Source organism: Streptomyces sp. NPDC053367, from assembly GCF_044545925.1.
Taxonomy (GTDB): domain Bacteria; phylum Actinomycetota; class Actinomycetes; order Streptomycetales; family Streptomycetaceae; genus Streptomyces.
In genome coordinates, this window is the sequence record NZ_JBITYN010000001.1 from 663,864 (window position 1) to 679,797 (window position 15,934).

The 15,934-nt window shown below is 72.9% G+C and carries 16 protein-coding genes; 9 read left to right on the plus strand and 7 right to left on the minus strand.

The window, feature by feature from the left end; genetic code table 11:
- Nucleotides 1-27: 27 nt before the first annotated feature.
- The 3 genes from ACIGXJ_RS03075 to fabF all read left to right on the plus strand — a co-directional run bounded on the left by ACIGXJ_RS03075 (nt 28) and on the right by fabF (nt 2,694).
- The gene (locus ACIGXJ_RS03075) at nt 28-1,029 is read left to right on the plus strand and encodes a ketoacyl-ACP synthase III (RefSeq protein WP_399640855.1); all 1,002 of its coding nucleotides are present in this window, start codon (nt 28-30) and stop codon (nt 1,027-1,029) included.
- Nucleotides 1,030-1,090: 61 nt separating this feature from the next.
- A complete protein-coding gene (locus ACIGXJ_RS03080) occupies nt 1,091-1,339 on the plus strand; it encodes an acyl carrier protein (protein ID WP_399640857.1) in 249 nt (82 codons plus the stop codon).
- Between the two features lie 83 nt (nt 1,340-1,422).
- On the plus strand, nt 1,423-2,694 hold the full coding sequence (gene fabF, locus ACIGXJ_RS03085) for a beta-ketoacyl-ACP synthase II (RefSeq protein ID WP_399640859.1): 1,272 nt from the start codon (nt 1,423-1,425) through the stop codon (nt 2,692-2,694).
- A gap of 158 nt (nt 2,695-2,852) precedes the next feature.
- Here the strand turns inward: fabF and ACIGXJ_RS03090 are convergent, their stop codons facing one another.
- Nucleotides 2,853-3,347, minus strand: a complete 495-nt coding sequence (locus tag ACIGXJ_RS03090; protein WP_399640862.1) for a DUF3145 domain-containing protein — start codon at nt 3,345-3,347, stop codon at nt 2,853-2,855.
- Nucleotides 3,348-3,609: 262 nt separating this feature from the next.
- Here ACIGXJ_RS03090 and ACIGXJ_RS03095 point away from each other — a divergent pair, with 262 nt between their 5' ends.
- Together ACIGXJ_RS03095 and ACIGXJ_RS03100 are read left to right on the plus strand one after the other, a co-directional pair.
- On the plus strand, nt 3,610-4,497 hold the full coding sequence (locus ACIGXJ_RS03095) for an SGNH/GDSL hydrolase family protein (RefSeq protein ID WP_399640865.1): 888 nt from the start codon (nt 3,610-3,612) through the stop codon (nt 4,495-4,497).
- A 15-nt stretch (nt 4,498-4,512) separates the two neighbouring features.
- Nucleotides 4,513-5,484 (plus strand): aldose epimerase family protein, encoded by a 972-nt coding sequence (locus tag ACIGXJ_RS03100; RefSeq protein ID WP_399640869.1) that lies wholly within the window; start codon nt 4,513-4,515, stop codon nt 5,482-5,484.
- Here ACIGXJ_RS03100 and ACIGXJ_RS03105 read toward each other — a convergent pair.
- On the minus strand, nt 5,463-5,864 hold the full coding sequence (locus tag ACIGXJ_RS03105; RefSeq protein WP_399640872.1) for a RidA family protein: 402 nt from the start codon (nt 5,862-5,864) through the stop codon (nt 5,463-5,465). The genes ACIGXJ_RS03100 and ACIGXJ_RS03105 overlap by 22 nt on opposite strands.
- Nucleotides 5,865-5,881: 17 nt before the next feature.
- Nucleotides 5,882-6,706: an NAD(P)-dependent oxidoreductase gene (locus tag ACIGXJ_RS03110; protein WP_399640875.1), complete on the minus strand. Its 825-nt coding sequence runs from the start codon at nt 6,704-6,706 to the stop codon at nt 5,882-5,884.
- A gap of 48 nt (nt 6,707-6,754) precedes the next feature.
- On the opposite strand from ACIGXJ_RS03110, the gene ACIGXJ_RS03115 reads away from it, so the two are divergent.
- Nucleotides 6,755-7,693 (plus strand): LysR family transcriptional regulator, encoded by a 939-nt coding sequence (locus ACIGXJ_RS03115; RefSeq protein ID WP_399640877.1) that lies wholly within the window; start codon nt 6,755-6,757, stop codon nt 7,691-7,693.
- Nucleotides 7,694-7,813: 120 nt separating this feature from the next.
- Nucleotides 7,814-9,055, plus strand: coding sequence for a pyroglutamyl peptidase (locus ACIGXJ_RS03120; RefSeq protein ID WP_399640880.1), 1,242 nt, complete (start codon nt 7,814-7,816; stop codon nt 9,053-9,055).
- Here ACIGXJ_RS03120 and ACIGXJ_RS03125 read toward each other — a convergent pair.
- A complete protein-coding gene (locus ACIGXJ_RS03125; protein ID WP_399640883.1) occupies nt 9,027-9,641 on the minus strand; it encodes a LysE family translocator in 615 nt (204 codons plus the stop codon). The two genes, ACIGXJ_RS03120 and ACIGXJ_RS03125, sit on opposite strands and share 29 nt — an antisense overlap.
- Nucleotides 9,638-10,435: an EI24 domain-containing protein gene (locus tag ACIGXJ_RS03130; protein WP_399640887.1), complete on the minus strand. Its 798-nt coding sequence runs from the start codon at nt 10,433-10,435 to the stop codon at nt 9,638-9,640. Before ACIGXJ_RS03130 ends, ACIGXJ_RS03125 begins: the two co-directional genes overlap by 4 nt.
- Before the next feature lie 125 nt (nt 10,436-10,560).
- Between ACIGXJ_RS03130 and ACIGXJ_RS03135 the strand changes: the two genes are divergently transcribed.
- Nucleotides 10,561-13,119, plus strand: a complete 2,559-nt coding sequence (locus ACIGXJ_RS03135; protein ID WP_399640890.1) for a M14 family zinc carboxypeptidase — start codon at nt 10,561-10,563, stop codon at nt 13,117-13,119.
- Between the two features lie 21 nt (nt 13,120-13,140).
- Nucleotides 13,141-14,292, plus strand: coding sequence for a serine hydrolase domain-containing protein (locus tag ACIGXJ_RS03140; RefSeq protein WP_399640893.1), 1,152 nt, complete (start codon nt 13,141-13,143; stop codon nt 14,290-14,292).
- Between the two features lie 84 nt (nt 14,293-14,376).
- Here ACIGXJ_RS03140 and ACIGXJ_RS03145 read toward each other — a convergent pair whose 3' ends face one another.
- Both ACIGXJ_RS03145 and ACIGXJ_RS03150 read right to left on the minus strand, forming a co-directional pair.
- Nucleotides 14,377-14,796, minus strand: coding sequence for an organic hydroperoxide resistance protein (locus ACIGXJ_RS03145; RefSeq protein WP_399640896.1), 420 nt, complete (start codon nt 14,794-14,796; stop codon nt 14,377-14,379).
- A gap of 123 nt (nt 14,797-14,919) precedes the next feature.
- Entirely contained in the window at nt 14,920-15,918 is a 999-nt protein-coding gene (locus tag ACIGXJ_RS03150; RefSeq protein ID WP_399640899.1) for an NADP-dependent oxidoreductase, read from the minus strand.
- Nucleotides 15,919-15,934: the final 16 nt, after the last annotated feature.

A 15,934-nucleotide genomic window follows, 5' to 3' on the forward strand; every position in this document is an offset into this window, starting at 1 on the left:
GTCCGTCCCCGAAGGAGCCGACCGAACATGTCGAAGATCAAGCCCGCCAAGGGTGCCCCGTACGCGCGCATCCTGGGTGTGGGCGGCTACCGCCCGACGCGGGTCGTCCCCAACGAGGTGATCCTCGAGAAGATCGACTCCTCCGACGAGTGGATCCGTTCGCGTTCCGGCATCCAGACCCGGCACTGGGCGAACGACCAGGAGACCGTCGCCGCGATGTCGGTCGAGGCGTCCGGCAAGGCCCTCGCCGACGCCGGCGTCGACGCCGAGCGGATCGGCGCGGTCGTCGTCTCGACCGTCTCGCACTTCAAGCAGACCCCGGCCGTCGCCACCGAGATCGCCGACAAGCTCGGCACGGCCAAGGCCGCCGCCTTCGACATCTCGGCCGGCTGCGCGGGCTTCGGCTACGGCCTCACCCTCGCCAAGGGCATGATCGTCGAGGGTTCCGCGGAGTACGTCCTCGTCATCGGCGTGGAGCGGCTCAGCGACCTGACCGACCTGGAGGACCGCGCGACGGCCTTCCTGTTCGGCGACGGCGCCGGAGCGGTCGTCGTCGGCCCCTCGGACGTGCCCGCGATCGGCCCCACGGTGTGGGGCAGCGAGGGCGACAAGTCGGAGACCATCAAGCAGACCGTGCCGTGGACGGACTACCGCGACGGCACCGTCGAGAGGTTCCCGGCCATCACCCAGGAGGGCCAGGCGGTCTTCCGCTGGGCCGTGTTCGAGATGGCGAAGGTCGCCAAGGAGGCGCTGGACGCCGCCGGGGTCTCGCCGGAAGAACTGGACGTCTTCATCCCGCACCAGGCGAACGAGCGGATCATCGACTCGATGGTGAAGACCCTCAAACTGCCGGAGTCCGTCACGGTCGCCCGTGACGTCCGCACCACCGGCAACACCTCGGCCGCCTCGATCCCGCTCGCGATGGAGCGGCTCCTGGCGACCGGGGAGGCGAAGAGCGGCGACACCGCACTCGTCATCGGCTTCGGGGCGGGTCTCGTGTACGCCGCCACGGTCGTTACCCTCCCCTAGGCGAACCTGCCGCCGCGCAGGTCGCCACACCCCTTGGATACATCTACGAAGGAGCGCCGACATGGCCGCCACTCAGGAAGAGATCGTCGCCGGTCTCGCCGAGATCGTGAACGAGATCGCCGGCATCCCGGTCGAGGACGTCGAGCTGGACAAGTCGTTCACCGACGACCTGGACGTCGACTCGCTGTCCATGGTCGAGGTCGTCGTCGCCGCCGAAGAGCGCTTCGACGTCAAGATCCCGGACGACGACGTCAAGAACCTGAAGACCGTCGGTGACGCCACCGACTACATCCTCAAGCACCAGGCCTGATCTACCGATCAACCCCCTGGGCTGACTGCCCCGCCACCCGGCGGTGGCGCCGCTGATCCCCATTCCTTGGAGAAAGAATTCCCGTGAGCCCGACCAATCGCACCGTGGTCGTCACCGGTATCGGCGCAACCACACCGCTGGGTGGCGACGCAGCCTCTACCTGGGAGGGCCTGGTGGCCGGCAAGTCCGGCGTCAAGCCCCTCGAGCAGGACTGGGCGGCCGAGCAGGCCGTCAAGATCGCCGCTCCGGTCGCCGTGGAGCCGACCGAGATCATCCCCCGTCCGCAGGCCCGCCGCCTCGACCGCTCGGCGCAGTTCGCGCTGGTCGCGGCCCAGGAGGCCTGGAAGGACGCCGGGTTCACCGGCAAGGCCGGCGAGGACGGGAGCATCGACCCCGACCGCCTCGGCGCGGTCATCGCCTCCGGCATCGGCGGCGTGACGACGCTCCTCGACCAGTACGACGTGCTCAAGGAGAAGGGCGTACGCCGCGTCTCCCCGCACACCGTCCCCATGCTCATGCCGAACAGCCCGTCGGCGAACGTCGGTCTGGCCGTGGGCGCCCGCGCGGGTGTGCACACGCCGGTCTCCGCGTGCGCGTCCGGCGCCGAGGCGATCGGCTACGCCATCGAGATGATCCGCACCGGCCGCGCCGACGTCGTCGTCGCGGGCGGCACCGAGGCGGCGATCCACCCGCTGCCCATCGCCGCGTTCGGCAACATGATGGCGATGTCCAAGAACAACGACGACCCGCAGGGCGCCTCGCGTCCCTACGACGTCGCCCGCGACGGCTTCGTCCTCGGTGAGGGCGCCGGCGTGATCGTCCTGGAGTCCGCCGAGCACGCCGCCCAGCGCGGTGCCCGCGTGTACGCGGAGGCGGTCGGGCAGGGCATCTCCGCCGACGCGCACGACATCGTGCAGCCCGAGCCCGAGGGCCGCGGCATCTCGCACGCGCTGCAGAACCTGCTCGCCAACACCGACCTGGACCCGGCGGAGATCGTGCACGTCAACGCGCACGCGACGTCGACGCCGGCCGGTGACATCGCCGAGCTGAAGGCGCTGCGGAAGGTGTTCGGCGACCACGCGGACCACTTCGCGGTCTCCGCGACGAAGTCGATGACCGGTCACCTGCTGGGCGGAGCCGGCGGTGTGGAGAGCGTCGCGACCGTGCTCGCCCTGTACCACCGGGTCGCCCCGCCGACCATCAACGTCGAGAACCTGGACCCGGAGGCCGAGGCCAACGCCGACGTCGTCCGCGGTGAGGCTCGTAAGCTGCCCGTCGAGGGCCGGATCGCCGCGCTGAACGATTCGTTCGGGTTCGGTGGGCACAACGTGGTGCTGGCGTTCCGTACGGTCTGACTCCGTCGGTTGTGAAAGTGGCCCGTCCCCCTCGGGGGGCGGGCCATTCGCCATTCGCCATTCGCCGTTGTGCCGTCCGCGTGTTGCCGGGTGCCGGCCGTGGTCGCTGCTCGCGCAGTTCCTCGCGCCCCCCCCGGGGGGCTGCCCCTCAAGGCGTTTCAGACCACCTGGTGCAGCCAGCGGACCGGGGCGCCCTCGCCCGCGTATCTGAAGGGTTCCAGCTCGTCGTCCCAGGGCTTGCCCAGGAGCTTGGCGAGTTCGGCCTCCAGGTCGGTCTCGCCGCGCTGGCTGCGCAGCAGGGCGGCGCGCAGGCGGTCCTCGGGGATGAGGATGTCGCCGTGGATGCCGGTGACGGCGTGGAAGATGCCGAGGTCGGGGGTGCAGCTGTAGCGCTCGCCCTCGGCGGTGGGGCAGGGCTCGGCGGTCACCTCGAAGCGCAGCAGGTGCCAGCCGCGCAGCGCGGAGGCCAGCTTGGAGGCGGTGCCGGCCTCGCCCTGCCAGGAGAACTCCGAGCGCCAGGTGCCGGGCGCGGCGGGCTGCCGGATCCAGTCGAGGTTGACGCGGGTGCCCAGCACCCCGGCGACGGCCCACTCGACGTGCGGGCACAGCGCGCGCGGAGCGGAGTGCACGTACAGAACTCCACGTGTCGTCACCGGGACCTCCGGGCAGAGCGGGACAGGCGGGCCGAGCGGTGGTGGCAGGCAGCCACGCTGATGGCGAGGCTACCGTGCGGCGGGGCAAGGAGTGTGACGTACCGTCGGTCCCGGTGCCCGGAAACACACACCATTCACTCGGCAGGACGCCTGTGCGTGGGCGGACCGTCACGGCGCGCGCATCCGGGAACTCCCGCGCGTTGTCATGGTGAGGAGTTCTGTGGGGACGAGGCCGTGCCGGACGACCGAGGGGATCATCGGCATGCGGATGCGGAACCGTGTCTTCGCGGCTGTGGTGGCCGCCGTGACGGCGGCTGTGGCGGGGGTCGCGGGATGTGACGCGGTGGGCGGCGACGAGCCGTCGCCGACGGGGAGCCGGTCGCGGGCGGTGCGGCCGGCGCCGGTGTGGGACCGCAGCCCCGACTCGATCGTGGCGGTGGGCGACTCGATCACCCGTGGCTTCGACGCGTGCGGGATCCTCTCGGACTGCCCGGAGGCGTCCTGGGCCACCGGCAGCCGGGAGGACGTCGACAGTCTCGCCGTACGCCTGCTGGGGCGCGCGAGGGCGGCGGAGCGCAGCTGGAACTACGCGAGGTCGGGCGCGCGGATGGCGGACGTGCCGGGTCAGGTGGCCCGGGCGGTGCGCCGCTCCCCGGAGTTGGTCACGGTGATGGCGGGGGCCAACGACGCCTGCCGGGACTCGCCGCAGGAGATGACGCCGGTGTCCGCGTTCCGGGCCTCCTTCGAGGAGGCGATGCGGACCCTGCGCGGGGCGCTGCCCAGGGCGCAGGTGTATGTGGCGAGCGTGCCGGACCTGAAGCGGCTGTGGTCGCAGGGCCGGACGAACGTGCTGGGCAAGCAGGTGTGGAAGCTGGGGATATGCCCGTCGATGCTGGCCGACGCGGACGCGCTGGACGCGGCGGCCGACCGGCGCCGGACGACGGTGCAGAAGCGGGTGGAGGACTACAACGCGGTATTGCGGGAGGTGTGCGGGCGCGACGAGCGCTGCCGGTTCGACGGGGGCGCGGTGTACGCGTACCGGTTCGGCACCGGACAGCTCAGCCAGTGGGACTGGTTCCACCCGAGCGTCGACGGACAGGCCCGGCTGGCCGAGATCGCCTACCGGACGGTCACCGCGCGGGAGTCCTGACTTAAGGTTTCCCGCATGATCGAACACTTGGCGACACTTTCCGACGGCATCCCCGTGCGCCGCTGCACCCTGGAGCGCGCGGGGGTCCGGGTGCGGGTCCTGTCGTACGGCGGAATCGTCCAGTCCGTCGAGATACCGGACCGCGAGGGGCGCCTCACGGACGTGGTGCTGGGGTTCGCGGACCCGGAGGGGTACGTGGCGCATCCGGGGCCGTACCTGGGGGCGCTGGTGGGCCGCTACGCGAACCGGATCGCGGGCGGCCGCTTCACGCTGGACGGGGTGGCGTACGCGCTGGAGCACAACGACGGCGGCAACTCGCTGCACGGCGGCGGGCGCGGCTTCGACAAGCGCGGGTGGGACATGACGCCCGTGGCGCACGGCGTCCGCCTCGAACTGGTCAGCGATGACGGCGAGGAGGGCTTCCCGGGCCGGCTGGAGGTGTCGGCGACGTACACGCTCACGGCGTCCGGCGCCCTGCGGATCGCGTACGAGGCGGTCACGGACGCGCCGACGGTGGTGAACCTGACGAACCACAGCTACTTCAACCTGGCGGGCTCCGGACCCGCGGGCGGCCATGAACTGCGGATCGACGCCTCCCGGTTCACTCCCGTCGACGCGGACCTGATCCCGACCGGTGAGCTCGCGGACGTCACCGGCACCCGCTTCGACTTCCGTACGGCCCGCAGGACGGGCTCCGGCTACGACCACAACTTCGTGCTGGACAAGGGCGTGACGGACGCGCCGGCCGAGGTGGCCGAGCTGTACGACCCGGAGTCCGGGCGGGTGCTGACCGTGTCGACGACCGAGCCGGGACTGCAGCTGTACACGGCCGACCATCTGTCCGCCCCGTTCGCGCCGGGCGACGGCATCGCGCTGGAGACCCAGCACTTCCCCGATTCCCCCAACCGGCCGGAGTTCCCGGGCACGGTGCTGCGGCCGGGCGAGGTGTACCGCTCGGAGACGGTCTACGGCTTCGGGGTCCGCTGAGCCGGGACCGCCGCCACCACCTCCACCTCGATCTGCGCCTCGGGCCGGAACAGCTTGGGCACCTCGAAGGTCATGCTGGTGGGCGGGGTGCCGGTGAGGTGGCGGCGGCGGACCCGGCCGTACTCCTCCAGCCGGGAGATGTCGGTGAGGTAGGTGCGGATGCTGACGATGTCGGCGAGGGTCGCGCCGTGCGCCCCGAGCAGGGCGTCCAGGGTGCGGAAGACGCCCTCGCTCTGCTCGGCGAGGGTGTCGCCCTCCGCGATCTGCCCGGAGACGAACAACAGCGCGCTGCCGTCGGCGTGTTCGACGCGGGCGACCTGGGAGTAGTAGGGGCTGAGCGGCTGGGGGGCGCTCGCGGGGTTGTCGAGGGTGACCTGCACGGGGAGCTCCTTCGGGTTCAGCCGGCGGTACGCAGGCGGGCGGCGGCCTGGGCGATGTCGGCGCCGGCGAGTGCGGGGTCGGCCTCGGCGGCCCGCCGCAGGCGCTCCAGCACGGCCTCGACGACGGGCAGTTCGGCCGCCTTCACCGCGAGGCCGAGGTCCTTGACGGCGAGCCCGGTGCCGAAGTGCACCCCTTCGGCGAAGGCGCGGGCGACGACGCCGCCGAGCGGGCCCGCGGCCAGGGCGGCGCGGGAGGTCGCGGGGTCGACGCCGAGCGCGTCGGCCAGCCGGAGGGACTCGGCGACCAGGGCGACGCCGCCGATCACCGCCGCGTTCATGGCCAGCTTCAGCGCGGCGCCCGAGCCGGGGCCGCCGGTGCGGGTGACCGTGCCCAGACGGGAGAGGATCCCGCCGACCGCGTCGACCGCGTCGGCGTCACCGCCCGCCAGGATGCCGAGTTCGCCCGCGGCCGCCTTGTCGGTGCTGCCCATGACCGGGGCGTCGACGACGCTCACGCCGTCTCCGAGCCGGGCGGTGAGTTCCCGTACGGCGTCCGGGCCGACGCTGGACATCTCCACCCAGCGGGTGCCGGGCCGCAGGGCCGGTGCGGCCTCGGCGGCGACCGCGTCGAGCGCGTCGGGGCCGGCGAGCATCGTGAGCACCACGTCCGCGTCCCGGACGGCCTCGGCGACCGTACCGGCGTGCCGGGCGCCCTCGGCGGCCAGCGGGGCGGCCTTCGCCGCCGTACGGTTCCAGACGGTCAAGGGGTGGCCCGCGCACAGCAGTCGGCGGGCCATCGGGGCGCCCATGTGGCCGAGCCCCAGAAAGGCGATCTTCTCCATGCCTCGACGCTAGGCCCGGCCTTGCCATGCGACAAGCGAATGTCCAGCATGGCAGGCATGCCGAACACGCATGACTTGCTGCCGGAGTTGTCGACGGTGTGGCTCCGGGCCTTCCTGGAGGTCGCCCGCCAGGGCTCGTTCACCGTGGCCGCCCGCACCCTGGGCTGGACCCAGTCGGCCGTCTCCCGGCAGATCTCCTCGCTGGAGTCGGCACTGGGCGGTGAGCCGCTCTTCGAACGGCTGCCGCGGGGCGTGCGGCTGACCGAGGCCGGGCGGGTCCTGGTGCCGTACGCCGAAGCCGTGGCACAGGCCCTGCGGGGCGCCGGGCGGGAGTTGGCGGACCTGCGGGCGGGGACGGCCGGGCGGCTGCGGTTCGGGGCGTTCGCCACGGCCGACGCGGCGCTGGTGCCGCGCGCCCTCGCCGCCTTCCGGGCCCGCCGGCCCCGCATCCGCGTCACCCGCGAGGAGGGGCTCACCCCGGCCCTGCTCGACCGGCTCACCGCCGGGCACCTGGACCTGGCGGTGGTCTCCACGACCGGCCGGGTCCCGCTGGACGCCTACGACCTGCACCACCTGCTCGACGAGTCCCTCTACGTGGCCGTCCCCGCGGACCATCCGCTCGCCGGGCAGGGGCCGGTCGGGCTCGGGCAGCTCGCCGACGCCGAGTGGATCGCGGGCGGCCCCACCCCCGAGGGCACCCTCCTCGACGCGGCCCTGCGCCAGGACTTCCGCCCGCGGGTGACCCATGTCGTCGCCGAGTGGACCGCCAAGCAGGGCTATGTCGCCGCCGGACTCGGCGTCACCCTGATCCCGGCGCTGGCCGCCGCCTCGGTGCGCCCCGACATCGCCCTGCTGCCGGTCCTCGACGAGGACGCGCCGGCCCGCGCGGTGTACGCGGCGACGGTCAAGGGCCGCGCCCCGACCCCGGCCGCACGGGTGTTCCTGGCGGCACTGCGGGAGGCGGCGGAGCGGATTCCGACGGCCTGAGCACACGGATTCCGACGGCCCGACCCCGCGGATACCGACGGCTTGAACGACTGATTCCCGGGGGCCGCCCGCGGGTAGGACCCTGCTCCCCCACCCGCAACGGAAAGGACCTGAAGTCCGTTGAGTGTCATACGCATCGGGATCCGCGCCATCGTGCTGGCGCTGGCCGTCGGGCTCACGGCGGCCCCGGGAAGCACCGCCGCCGGTGTCACGCCCACCGTCGAGGAGCAGCGCCTCGACCGTGCGGTGCCGCAGGAGATCCTGCGCCGCTCCGGATTCGACTCGGTGGCACCGGAGTTCGCCGCCCGGCTGGCGCGCGCAGGCTCCTACGCGCAGGCCCGCCGGATCGTCGTGGCCGAGGGGTCGGCGCTGTGGCGGCGGGCCGTGGACCGGGTGCAGGGGCGGGGCCCGGCGGGCGGGGGCCTGAGCCGGGACGACGACCGGCCGCTGTACTGGGCGCGGCTGGGGATGACCCGGGAAGTGCGGTCCTGGCAGCCGGGGTTCGCACTGACCGGCATCCAGCGGGAGCGGCTGCTCGACGCGCTGGAGCGGACCTCGCGCGGCCAGGCGGATCTGCGGTATCCGGGCGGCAAGGGCGTCCGGCGGGTCCTGGTCACCGGCTTCGACCCGTTCACGCTGGACCGGGACATCCGGATCTCCAACCCGTCGGGCGCGAGCGCGCTGGCGCTGGACGGCACGGTGATCGAGACGGCGGACGGTCCGGCCCGGGTGGAGACGGCCGTGTTCCCGGTCAGATGGGCGGACTTCGCGCAGGGGACGGTCGAGCGGACCCTGCGGCCGCACCTGCCCCGCGTGGACCTGTTCACCACGGTGAGCCAGGGCCGCGTGGGCCGGTTCGACATCGAGCGCACCAACGGGGCCTGGCGGGGCGGCTTCCCCGACAACGAGAACGTCGGCCGCACGGAGACGGTCCCGGTAACCGACCCGGCCTCGCAGCCGCAGTGGACGTCGACGACACTGCCGTACGCGGAGATCGTCGCTGCGGGCACCGGCCGCTTCCCGGTGTACGACAACACGAGCGTCACCGAGGTCCCGGCCGGCGGCACCGAGCCGGTCGTACGGCCGGACGGGCCGACGCCGGGCTCGACGGCACGGGCCGGGGGCGGCGGGAACTACCTGTCCAACGAGATCGCCTACCGGGCGACCCTGCTGCGCGACCGCCTCGGCCTGCACGACAGCCTGCCGGGCGGGCATGTGCACACGCCGGTGCTGCAGTTCGGGGCCGGGAACACCACGGAGGTGACCGACCCCGAGTTCGTGCGGAACCGGCTGGACATCGTCGCGCAGGTGCGGGCGATCGTACGCGCCGCGCTCAGTGCGACGGGGCGAACGCGAGGCTGACGCCGAGGCCGGCCAGGACCGAGCCGATCACCTTGTTGAGCACCTTCTGCGCGCCGAGCATGAGGGTGCGCATGCGCTCCTGGGAGAAGAACACCGCTACGACGCCGAACCACAGCAGGTGGGCCAGCGACATGAACAGGCCGTAGCCCACCTGCTGGTGGACGGGTGTGCCGGGGCTGACGACCTGGGCGAAGGTGGAGACGACGAACAGGGTCGTCTTGGGGTTGAGGACATTGGTCAGGAACCCGCTGCGCAGGGCCGCGAGCGGGGTCAGGCCGGTCCTGTTCTCCAGGTCGACCTGCACCTCGCCGCGGGCGCGGAAGGTGCGGACGCCGATGTACACGAGGTAGGCGGCGCCGGTCAGCTTGATGACGGTGAACAGGAAGGTGGAGGAGGCGATCAGCAGGCCCACGCCGAGCATGGTGTACGTGACGTGGACCAGGACTCCGGCGGCGACGCCGGTGGCGGCGAGCAGGCCGGTGCGGCGGCCGTAGAGGTAGCTGTTGCGGACGATCATCGCGAAGTCGGCGCCGGGGGCGACGACGGCCAGGACGGTGATGACGGCTACGGCGAGTATCTCGGTCACACGGTCTCCTCTGCGGATGCGTCGTGGGCCCCGCCGTCGTCGGTCCCGGTCTCCTCGCCGAGCAGGTCGCGGGCCATGAGGGTGGCGCCCGCGACCGCGCCCGGCATCAGGAACACGGCCACGAACGGGACCAGGAAGGCCAGGCCCAGGGGCGTGCCGAAGCCCCAGACCAGGGTCTTGCGGGAGCGGAGCAGGGCGAGGCGCTCGCGCAGTTCGACGCCGCGGCGCTGCAGGGCGACGGCGGTGAGCTCCTCGGTGAGGAAGAAGCCGGTGACGAAGAAGCCGAGGACGGGCACGACGGTCTGCCCGGCGACGGGGACGAACCCGAGCGCGAACAGCAGCACGCCCCAGCACAGGGCCCGTACGAGGATGCGCAGGCTGTCCCGGGCCGAGATCCACAGCTCCCGCCACAGCGGCAGCCCGGACTCGGGCGCGGTGCCGTCGGGCGAGACGTCCCGGTCGACGGCCTCGGAGAGGCTCTCGTAGAACGGCTGCCCGATCAGCAGCGTCACCGCGGTGAAGGTGAGCACGGCGAGGAGCAGGCCCAGTGCGAACAGCACGGCCGTCAGGAAGCCGCGGAACAGGCCCTGCCAGGGGCTGGACCAGTCGTCGGCGAACGGCGTGGCCCAGGCGACGGAGTCGTCGCCCCACACGGCGAGCGCGACCAGCGCGGCCGCGTACAGCACGAGGGTGATCAGCCCGGGGATCAGCCCGAACTCGAACTGCCTGCCGTGCCGGGCCACCCACCGCTGGCCCTTGATGAGGTACTGGAAACCCGCCCCGAGATCACGCATGGCGGAACTCTAACCGGGTGACATCGAGTCACTCCTGCCGCGGTTGCCGTCGCGGTTGTTGTCGCTCTTGAGTCGAACAGGTAGATCTCGCCGTACCGATCCGAAGGAAGCCCGAGGAGGTACGCGTGCGCACCACCAGTAGCGTCCTTGCGAGAACCGCCCTGGCCCTCGCCCTGTCGGCCGGTTCCCTCCTGCTCACCGCCCCGGCCCAGGCCCGCCCCACGCCGCCCGTCCCCAGCCCCGTCACCCGGCACGAGCCCGCCCGGGACACCGGGGCCGCGACGGCCCCCGAGTCCGCGGCCCGCCGGGCCCTCGGCGCGCCCGGCCCCGGCCTCACGGACACCTTCCTCGGCTATCCGCGGCAGCAGGTGCTCGCGCCCGATCCGGCGGACCCGGCCGACAAGTCCCTCAGGCTGGGCCTGGTCCCGTACCACGGCATCGCGCCCCGGCTGAACGCCCTTCAGGCGCTCGGCGACCGGGTCAGCGTGGAGGTGGCCGGGCGTTCGGCGGGCGGGCACCGGCTCTTCCTGGTGACGGTCACCGCGCCGGAGTCGGCGGCCTTCGCCCGCGCCCAGGAGCGGATGCGTGAGCTCATCGAGAACGCGCCCGCGGCGGCCGCGGAGGACCCGGAGCTCCAAGCGGCGTACAAGACGCCGGTGTTCTTCAACAGCAACATCCACGGCGACGAGTGGGAGGGCACGGACGCCGCCCTGAGGCTCATCGAGCGGCTCGCGACCGCGGACGACGCCCGCACCCGGGAGCTGCTGGGCACGAGCCGCCTGTACTTCGACATCACCGCCAACCCGGACGGCCGGGTCGCCGGCACACGGACCAACGCGAACGGATTCGACCTCAACCGGGACTTCGTCACCGCCTCGCAGCCGGAGACCCGGGCGATGCGGCGGATCGAGATCGACAAGCAGCCCGCGGTCATGCTGGACCTGCACGGCTATGTCAACGGCACCCTCATCGAGCCGGCCACTCCCCCGCACGGCGAGAACTACGAGTACGACCTGTTCCTGAAGAACACCTACGCCAACGCCCTCGGCATGGAGGCCGCCGTCGACGGCCTCGGTTACACCCCGGACGAGGACGGGGTCGAGTCCGCGCAGATCCCGTTCCGCGACCAGCAGGAGGGCTGGGACGACTGGCCGCCCGTCTTCACCCCGCAGTACGCCGCCTACCACGGCACGGTCGCCGCGCACACGGTCGAGATCCCGTTGCAGGTGAACGACTCCGCCTACAGCAGCCTCCCGGTGGCCGAGCTGCGCCGCCGCTCCGCGGTCAACGTGGAGGTGGCGGGCGCCGCGATGCGGGCCACGCTGGAGTTCGCGCGCACGCACCGCGCGTCCCTGCTGGCCGACCAGATCGAGGTGTTCCGGCGGGGCGCCGCTGGGGCCGCGCAGGTGCCGGTGTCGCCGGAGACCGTCCCGGGCGTGCCCGGTGTCGGGCCCGAGGACGTGTACACCACCGAGTTCCCGCGCGCGTACGTGATCCCCGGCGGCTCGACCACCGCCGCCGCCCGCCTCGTCGGTCACCTGATCGCCAACGACGTCCGCGTCCTGCGGGCCGTGCACGCCTTCCGGCTCGGCGGGCGGACCTGGCCGCAGGGCTCGTACGTCGTCGACATGCGCCAGCCCAAGCGCGGCCTGGCCAACGCGCTCCTCGCGGACGGGCGGGACATCGGCGACAAGGTGTCGGTGATGTACGACATCTCGGGCTGGAGCCTCGGCCGGCTGTGGGGGGCGGCGGTGCGGTCCGTGCCGGCCGCGCCGTCGGTGAGCCTCGCCGGGCTTCCGCTGCGGGCGGTCCGGGAGGCCGCGCCCGTCGGGTACGTCGCCCCGCGCGGGGACCTGCGGCTGCGGCTGACCGACCCCGCGGAGGTGGCGGCGCTGAACTCGCTGCTGCGGCAGGGGGTCCGGGTGCGCCGGGCCGCGGACGGGTCGGCGCTCGTGCCGGGTTCCGCGCGGCGGGCGGCGGCCGGGGCGGCCCGGACGTACGACGTCGTCTTCTCGCCCGCCGCAAGCTTCGGCGGCACCGCGCTGCACCCGGTACGGGTCGCGGCGGCGGTCGCTCCGGGTGAGCTGTTCGCGCTGCGGGAGATGGGCTTCGAGGTCACCCCGGTGTCGACGGCCGTGCTGAACGGGGGCTTCGACTGGTCGGGCACGGACGTGCTGTTCGTGTCGGCCGGGCTGGACCCCGGGGCGCTCACCCCGGCCGCGCGGGGCGCCCTGGAGGCGTTCCTGGCGGCCGGGCACGGGCTGGTGGGCCGCGGGGCCGTCGGGGCCGCGGTGAGCGCGGCCACGGGGCTGCTGAAGGCGCGGGCCGTGGAGGGCCCCGAGGACGCCAACGGCGTGCTGCGGGTGGTGAACTCCGGTCCGGTGACGGCCGGTTCGCCGGCGTACGGCTTCGTCTACGCGCCCGTGTGGTTCACCGGCCTCGGCCCCGGTGCGCGGGTCGAGCAGTCATATGCGGGGGGCGGGAGTCCGCTCGTGTCCGGACACTGGCGGGCGCGCGAGGACGGCACCGGCGGGCCGGCGGACGCGGCGGGCCGGGCCTCGGTCGTCAGTGGCCCGCACGCAGTTCTGTTCGGGACCGAGCCGCTCTTCCGGGCGCACCCGAAGGGGGTGTTCCCCCAGGTGGCCCGGGCATTGTTGATCATTGGACAGGCCGGCAGAGGCTGATGCGAGGTTGAGGGAGAGCGGATGACCCAGGAGATCCACGGCACCGTCGCCGACGGCTACGAGGCCGTGCGCGAGGAGTTCGCCGCCTTCGTGGCGGAGGAACGGCCGGACTACGAGGGCCAGTTGTGCGCGTACGCCGACGGCAGACGGGCCGTCGACCTGTGGGCCGGCGAGGGCGCCGAGGCCGACTCGCTGTACGGCGTGTTCTCCACGACCAAGGGCGCGGCGCACCTCGTGGTCGCGCTGCTCGTGCAGGACGGCACCCTGGAGCTGGACCGGAAGGTCACCTACTACTGGCCGGAGTTCGGCGCCGAGGGCAAGGGCGGCGTGATCCTGCGGGATCTGCTCGCGCACCGGGCCGGCCTGGTGGGCCTGGACGCCGGGTTCAGCCAGGAGGAGCTGGCGGACGACCGGGCGATCGCCGAGCGGCTCGCCGACCAGCGGCCGTTCTGGCGGCCCGGCACGGCGTTCGGCTACCACGCGTACGTCATCGGCGCGCTCGCCGGTGAGGTGGTGCGCCGGGCCACCGGCCGGACCATCCAGGAGCTGTTCGAGGAGCGGGTGCGGGCGCCGTACGGGCTGGACTTCCACCTCGGGCTGCCCGAGGCGCTGGAGCCGCGGTTCCGCAGCGTGCTGCCGATGGCGCCGACACCGGAGCAGCAGGCGGAGCTCGACGCGACGCCGGCCGGGCCGCACACGCTGGGCGCGATCGCCTTCAACACCCACGCCCCGGACCCCTCGGACCTGGTGCGCCACGCCAACTCCCGCCTGGTCCGCGCCAAGGGGCCGACGTCGGCGGGCGGTGTGGCGGCCGCGCGCGGGATCGCCGGGATGTACGCGGCGGCGATCAGCGAGGTGGACGGCCGGCCGCCGCTGCTCAAGCCCGACACCGTCGCCGAGATCGGGCAGATCCACTCCGTCGGCCACGATCTGGTGAGCCAGGGCCTGCGCGCGTTCGCCCTGGGCTTCCAGGCGACGGCCGCCGTGGCGTACCCGTTCCTCGGTGCCGGCAGCTTCGGCCACAGCGGCGCCGCCGGCTCCCAGGGCTTCGCCGACCCGCGCGCGGGCCTCGCCTACGGCTACACCCGCCGCAGGTTCGCCTACCCGGGCGGCGCGGCCCCGGAGAACGAGCGGTTCGTGAAGGCGGTCCACGCCGCGGCGCTGGCCGGCTGAGCGGACGTAACAGGCGGAACGCGGACGGCAAGGGCCGCACCCCACGTCCAGGGGTGCGGCCCTCGTCGTACGCAACGAGTGGAGTCAGCCGAGCGTCACGATGATGTTCCCGCGGGTCGCCTTCGAGTACGGGCAGACCTCGTGGGCCTTCTTGATCAGGCTCTGCGCGGTCTCCGCGTCCACGTTCGGGATGTTCGCGGAGATCTCGACGATGATGCCGAAGCCGTCGTCGTTCTTGCCGATGCCGACCTTGGCGGTGACCGTCGAGCCGGAGACGTCGGCGCCCTCCTGGCGGGCGACGACGCCGAGCGCGCCCTGGAAGCAGGCGCTGTAGCCGGCGGCGAACAGCTGCTCCGGGTTGGTGCCGGTGCCGCTGCCGCCCATCTCGACGGGCGGGTTGACGATCACGTCGAGCCTGCCGTCGTCGGTGGCGACCCGGCCGTCGCGGCCGTTCTCCGCGGTGGCGACGGCGGTGTACAGGACGTCGGACTGCTGAATGGGCATGCGGTGGTCTTCCTCCTCGTCCGCCGTGCGACTCGCGCCCACGATCCACGGCGGTTTCGGAAAGAAGTTACCGCATACCGGAAAGTCCGGGAAGGCCGCCCGCGGGAGAGCGGCCCGTGGCGGCTACAGCTTGACGATCATCTTGCCCGTGTTGTCGCCGCGCAGGACGCCGAGGAACGCCTCCAGGTTGTTCTCGATGCCCTCGACGACCGTCTCGCGGTACTTCAGCGCGCCGGACGCGACCCAGGGGCCGACCTCCTGGACGAACTGCGGCTGGAGGTCGTAGTGGTCGCCGACCAGGAGGCCCTCGATACGGCCGCGGGTCTGGATGAGACGGGCGAGGTTCTTCGGGCCGGGGGCGGGCTCGGTGTTGTTGTAGACCGAGATCATGCCGCAGATGACGATCCGGCCGGCCTCGTTGAGCAGACCGATCGCGGCCTCCAGGTGGTCGCCGCCGACGTTGTCGAAGTACACGTCGACGCCGTCGGGCGCGGCCTCGCGCAGCTGCTCGGCGACGGGACCCTTCTTGTAGTTGAAGGCCGCGTCGAAGCCGTACTCCTCGACCAGCAGCTTGACCTTGTCGTCGGAGCCGGCCGAGCCGATCACCCGCGAGGCGCCCTTGAGCCTGGCGATCTGGCCGACCTGGCTGCCCACGGCACCCGCGGCGCCGGAGACGAACACGCTGTCGCCCTCCTTGAACGCGGCGGTCCGCAGCAGGCCCGCGTACGCGGTCAGACCGGGCATGCCGAGAACACCGAGGTACGTGGACAGGGGCGCGGCCTGCGGGTCGACCTTGACCGCGTGCCCGGCGTCCACGACGGCGTACTCGCGCCAGCCGAAGAAGTGCAGGACGTGGTCGCCGACGGCCACGCCCTCCGCCTCGGAGGCGATCACCTCGCCGACCGCGCCGCCCTGCATGACCTTGCCCAGCTCGAAGGGGGCGACGTAGGACTTGGCGGCGCTCATGCGGCCGCGCATGTACGGGTCGACCGAGAGGTACTTGTTGCGTATCAGCACCTGACCCTCGCGCGGCGTCGGGACCTCGGTCTCCACCAGGGCGAAGTCCTCGGGCTTGGGCCAGCCGACGGGACGGCTGAGCAGGTGCCATTCGCGGTTGATCATGGGATGCCTTCCGGAT

What these genes read in the sequence shown, in the direction of transcription:
- ACIGXJ_RS03080 (WP_399640857.1), top strand. Translation starts at nt 1,091, where the DNA reads ATGGCCGCCACTCAGGAAGAGATCGTCGCCGGTCTCGCCGAGATCGTG.
- ACIGXJ_RS03075 (WP_399640855.1), top strand. Translation starts at nt 28, where the DNA reads ATGTCGAAGATCAAGCCCGCCAAGGGTGCCCCGTACGCGCGCATCCTG.
- ACIGXJ_RS03100 (WP_399640869.1), top strand. Translation starts at nt 4,513, where the DNA reads ATGATCGAACACTTGGCGACACTTTCCGACGGCATCCCCGTGCGCCGC.
- ACIGXJ_RS03115 (WP_399640877.1), top strand. Translation starts at nt 6,755, where the DNA reads ATGGCAGGCATGCCGAACACGCATGACTTGCTGCCGGAGTTGTCGACG.
- ACIGXJ_RS03095 (WP_399640865.1), top strand. Translation starts at nt 3,610, where the DNA reads ATGCGGATGCGGAACCGTGTCTTCGCGGCTGTGGTGGCCGCCGTGACG.
- ACIGXJ_RS03145 (WP_399640896.1), bottom strand. Translation starts at nt 14,796, where the DNA reads ATGCCCATTCAGCAGTCCGACGTCCTGTACACCGCCGTCGCCACCGCG.
- ACIGXJ_RS03140 (WP_399640893.1), top strand. Translation starts at nt 13,141, where the DNA reads ATGACCCAGGAGATCCACGGCACCGTCGCCGACGGCTACGAGGCCGTG.
- ACIGXJ_RS03110 (WP_399640875.1), bottom strand. Translation starts at nt 6,706, where the DNA reads ATGGAGAAGATCGCCTTTCTGGGGCTCGGCCACATGGGCGCCCCGATG.
- ACIGXJ_RS03130 (WP_399640887.1), bottom strand. Translation starts at nt 10,435, where the DNA reads ATGCGTGATCTCGGGGCGGGTTTCCAGTACCTCATCAAGGGCCAGCGG.
- ACIGXJ_RS03150 (WP_399640899.1), bottom strand. Translation starts at nt 15,918, where the DNA reads ATGATCAACCGCGAATGGCACCTGCTCAGCCGTCCCGTCGGCTGGCCC.